We start from the raw sequence: 4,780 nt of genomic DNA on the forward strand, positions 1-4,780 counted from the left end.
CATAGTTGACTAATTGTTGTTTCCGGGCCTGGTCGCCATTGTACATCCCCCGAATTTGTGGCATGGTCTGATGAGACTCATCGACAACCATTAAGAAGTCATCCGGGAAGAAATCTAACAGGGTAAACGGCGGCTGTCCCGGCTTTCTGCGGTCCATGAACCGGGAATAGTTTTCAATCCCACTGGTATATCCCATCTCCCGCATCATTTCGATATCGTAAGTCGTCCGCTGCTTTAACCGTTGTGCCTCCAACAACTTGCCTTCTTTTTCAAATTTGGCAACTTGTTTTTCCATTTCATCCTTAATCTCCGGTAACGCAACGTTCATCACGTCGTCACTGGTTAGGAAATGAGTTGCCGGGAAGATCGCAATGTGATCGCGGTCTCCAATGACCTCGCCAGTTAAGGTATCAATTTCCCGGATCCGATCGATTTCATCGCCAAAAAATTCAATTCGAAAGGCATGCTCATCCCATGATGCCGGGAAGACCTCAACAACGTCCCCATGAACTCGAAAACGGCCCCGCTGAAAATCAATGTCGTTTCGATCGTATTGGATATCGACGAGTTGACGCAAAAAATGGTCCCGTTCAATCGTTTGGCCAACGCGAAGAGAAACCACGTGATTTCGGTACTCGGTTGGATCACCCAACCCAAAGATAGATGACACAGACGCCACCACAATCACGTCATTTCGCGCCAGCAAAGAACTGGTTGCCGAATGACGCAACTGATCAATTTCATCATTAATAGCCGAATCTTTTTCGATATAGGTGTCACTGGAGGGAACGTACGCTTCGGGTTGATAATAGTCATAGTAACTCACAAAGTATTCAACCGCGTTGTTGGGGAAGAATTCCTTGAACTCACCGTATAACTGGCCGGCAAGGGTTTTGTTATGTGACAAAACAAGGGTTGGCTTGTTGACTTGGGCAATGACGTTTGAAATCGTAAACGTCTTCCCAGTCCCAGTTGCCCCCTTTAGGATCTGTGCTTTCTTGCCTTCGTTAACCCCGGCAACTAATTTTTGAATTGCCTGCGGTTGGTCACCCGTCGGTTTGTATTTAGATACCAAATCAAACTTTTTATCATTTTCGCGTTCAATCAACTTCAAATTCCCCCTGACCCATATCAGAACGACACAATAGAAAAGGGCTGCCAGCAAAATCATGTTTTGTTTCAGCCCACTAACAACGCTATTTTACCATACGAACATACTTTCGCCAACGATTATTCCTTAGAATTATCCTCCTTTTTTAAAACTTTTCGGGTTAATCGACGCAGCTTATCCTGAGTGGTAAAGTTTTCCGCCAGCATGTCAGGAATCACTTTGGTCAAGACGTACTGAACACAGTGCATATCCCGGTATTCCAACATGGTTGACAAGCTTTCCTTATACATTTCTGGATAAACTTCTTCAGGGTTCCCTTTTTGAATTTCACCAAAGGACTCGTACAAAAGGTCGACTTTATCAGCGACCGCCAAAATTTTGCCTTCCAGACTATTATCCTTGCCCTCGGACAAACGACGGCGATAGGCCTCTTGAAAGGCTTCAGGAATTTCATTTTGAATAAAATTTTCGGTTAATTTATCATCAACATCAGCCAACATGGTCCTCAAAACCGGTGTCGCATATTTGACGGGTGTTTTGATATCGCCAATAAACCGCTCAGTATAGTCGTGGTTCAACGCCTTTTCGTATAATGAACGCCAATCAATGACTTCGCCGGCGTTCTCCTCGACATCGCCTAGAAACTGAGCAATTTCGGTCACTTTAAACGAATGAGCGGCAACTGAATGCTGCTCAAACTTAAAATATCCCGGTGCACGATTAATAAGCTCCAACTCGGCCAAACTTTCTAAATACTGATGCATTCCCATTACAAAATCCTCCATCCATTTCGTCGCAAAGAAAGCCGTGGACAAAACAATCGTTTAGCCACGGCCTCCTTTTAGTTCATTATTTAATTAATGTTCAGAAACACTTGATTTGCTCTTGTCACTGAGCTTTTCAACGTACTTGAACGCTTGTTGGCCGGCAATGCCGCCTTCACCAACAGCAGTTGCAATCTGCCGCAGGTCTTTTTGACGGACGTCACCAATTGCGTAAATCCCGGGAATAGCTGTTTCCATCTGATCATTAGTCTTGATCCAGCCATCCGCATCCGTAATCTTTAAATCTTCAAATGCGGTTGTCATTGGTAACAAGCCAACGTAAATGAAAACGCCGGAAGTTTCAATTGTTGATTGCTCATTAGTCTGGTTGTTGACAACTTTAACACCAGTCACTTTGTTATCGTCACCCAAGACTTCGGTCACGTTTGAGTTCCAGACAAAGTCAATCTTATCATTGGCAAATGCCCGGTCTTGAATGACTTGCTGTGCACGAAGTTGATCCCGGCGATGAATAACCGTTACGTGGTTAACGATTCCAGCCAGATATGAAGCCTCTTCAATCGCAGAATCACCACCGCCAACAACGACAACGTCCTTATTCTTGAAGAAGGCGCCATCACATACGGCACAGTATGAGACACCCTTGCCACCGTATTCATGTTCGCCGGTAATGCCAAGTTTCTTGTATTCGGAACCGGTTGCGATGATGACCACCTTGGCTTGGAGTTCATCTTCATCAGTTTTGATCGTCTTGTAGTCACCGTGGTCTTCAACTGAGCTGACAGTGCCATAAACATATTCAGCACCAAAGTTGACGGAGCTGTCGTACATGTTTTGAGCAAGTTCAGGACCCATAATTGATTTAAACCCAGGATAATTTTCGATTGAAGCGGTGTTATTCATCTGTCCGCCATAGATCCCTCGATCAATCATTGCGACCGATAAATTAGCCCGTGACGCATATAAAGCAGCTGTCATGCCACCAGGGCCGGCACCAATAATTACAACATCATATTGTTTTGCCATGTGGATCCTCCCTCAATTGCTAAATTTCTTATACCCAATAATTTACTATTAAAAAGTAAGCCTGTCCATTAAAACGACTTACTTCTTCTTATCTTCTGCACTCAATTCAGCGCCAAGGTCTTTTAGATAGGTTCTTAAACCATCGGCAATTTCAGGATGGCGAAGGCCAAAAATAATATTGGTCTTGAGCCAACTGAGCTTATTGCCAGTATCGAATCGTTCACCTTTAAACTCGTGGGCAAAGACACGTTGGGTTTGGTTAAGCGTATCAATTGCAGATGTGAGTTGAATTTCACCGGTTTTATCAGGTTTGGCATCTTCCAAAATCCCGAAGATTTCCGGTGTTAGTAAATAACGGCCGATAATGGCCAAATCACTCGGTGCCTTTTCAGGCGTCGGCTTTTCAACGAACTTTTTAACGTTAAATAAGCCTGGACGAACTTCTTCGGATGGATCAATCACACCATACTTGGAAATATCCTTATGGGCGACTTTCTTGACGGCTAAGGTAGAAGCGCCGGTTTGTTGGTAACTGTTCATCAATTGTTTGGTCAGCGGCACTTTATCCTGCATCACATCATCTCCCAGCATCACAACGAAGGGTTCATTACTGATGAAGCTGCGGGCGGTATAAATGGCATCCCCCAGTCCTCGTGGATGTGATTGTCGGATGAAGTAGATGTTCATATCGTTGGTTTTACGAATCGTTTCCAAAATATCGTTTTTATGGCGCTCTTCCAGGTTCATTTCAAGTTCCGGATTGGAATCGAAGTGATCTTCAATTGACCGTTTGCCTTTGCCGATCACAATCACAATATCTCGAATTCCCGACTGTTTGGCCTCCTCAACAATAAATTGAATTGTCGGGGTGTCCACAATCGGCAGCATCTCTTTAGGAAGTGCTTTAGTTTCAGGTAAGAACCGGGTTCCCAGTCCAGCGGCCGGAATGACCGCTTTAGTAACTTTCTTTGTCATATCTATTTGCACCTTCTCTGTAGTATCTCTTAAGGGACTATTCAATTTCAGAACGGCCTTCACGGGTCATCAATTGGTTGATGGTTTCCTTGATGTCGGCACCATCATATAAAACATGATAAATGGCACTGGTAATCGGCATATCGACCCCACGCTTTTTGGACAACTCATAAGCTGCACGGGTGGTTGCGATACCTTCAATGACCATTCCCATGTTCTTAATAACTTCGTCAAGTGAGTGGCCCTTCCCAAGTTCGTTTCCGGCACGCCAGTTACGGGAGTTGGTGCTGGTGGCGGTTACAATAATATCTCCGACACCCGACAGCCCGATAAACGTGAGCGGATTGGCCCCAAATGACATTCCCAACCGCGAAATTTCGGCCAGTCCACGAGTCATCAAAGCCGCTTTGGCGTTGTCCTTGTATCCCAACCCATATAAAGCACCGGCACCAAGGGCGATAATGTTTTTGAGTGCTGCTCCGGTTTCAACACCGATGACGTCATCACTGGTATAGACCCGGAAATAGTTATTCATGAACAACCCTTGAATTTCTTTGGCAGCCTTAGGATTGTCGCTGGCCACCGTTACCAAAGTAATGTCATGGGTAACGACATCCTCAGCCTGACTTGGCCCGGAAAGGACCGAGATCGAGTGACGATTACTTGGGGCAATTTCTTCAGCCAACACTTGAGAGAGCCGTAAATAAGTCTTCTCTTCAATTCCTTTTGAAGCATGGATAAGATTAACCGTTTGGTTTCGATCGGCCAAAATTTTTGCAACCTGTTTGGCAACGGATCGGGTAACCTGGGTTGGCACAACAAACAAAATATAATCAACACCATCAATTGCCTCACTCAAATCATTTGTCGCAACCAATGATTC

At 44.8% G+C, this 4,780-nt stretch carries 5 protein-coding genes; all 5 read right to left on the reverse strand.

Annotation, left to right across the window (positions count from 1 at the left end):
* Positions 1-1,108, reverse strand: a 1,108-nt coding sequence (locus AB3112_RS08270; protein ID WP_367334274.1) for a DEAD/DEAH box helicase family protein, incomplete at its 3' end; no start/stop codon positions are given.
* Between the two features lie 122 nt (positions 1,109-1,230).
* The gene (locus tag AB3112_RS08275; protein ID WP_057910242.1) at positions 1,231-1,881 is read right to left on the reverse strand and encodes a YfbR-like 5'-deoxynucleotidase; all 651 of its coding nucleotides are present in this window, start codon (positions 1,879-1,881) and stop codon (positions 1,231-1,233) included.
* An 87-nt stretch (positions 1,882-1,968) separates the two neighbouring features.
* Positions 1,969-2,922, reverse strand: coding sequence for a thioredoxin-disulfide reductase (trxB, locus tag AB3112_RS08280; RefSeq protein ID WP_367334275.1), 954 nt, complete (start codon positions 2,920-2,922; stop codon positions 1,969-1,971).
* Between the two features lie 78 nt (positions 2,923-3,000).
* A complete protein-coding gene (galU, locus tag AB3112_RS08285) occupies positions 3,001-3,897 on the reverse strand; it encodes a UTP--glucose-1-phosphate uridylyltransferase GalU (protein WP_057910244.1) in 897 nt (298 codons plus the stop codon).
* 37 nt (positions 3,898-3,934) lie between these two features.
* Positions 3,935-4,780 (reverse strand): NAD(P)H-dependent glycerol-3-phosphate dehydrogenase (locus AB3112_RS08290; RefSeq protein ID WP_367334276.1); only part of this gene is annotated, 846 nt, incomplete at its 5' end.

The organism is Lentilactobacillus sp. (genome assembly GCF_040773105.1).
GTDB classification, from domain to species: Bacteria; Bacillota; Bacilli; order Lactobacillales; family Lactobacillaceae; genus Lentilactobacillus; species Lentilactobacillus parabuchneri.

What these genes read in the sequence shown, in the direction of transcription:
- AB3112_RS08275 (WP_057910242.1), bottom strand. Translation starts at nt 1,881, where the DNA reads ATGGGAATGCATCAGTATTTAGAAAGTTTGGCCGAGTTGGAGCTTATT.
- trxB (WP_367334275.1), bottom strand. Translation starts at nt 2,922, where the DNA reads ATGGCAAAACAATATGATGTTGTAATTATTGGTGCCGGCCCTGGTGGC.
- galU (WP_057910244.1), bottom strand. Translation starts at nt 3,897, where the DNA reads ATGACAAAGAAAGTTACTAAAGCGGTCATTCCGGCCGCTGGACTGGGA.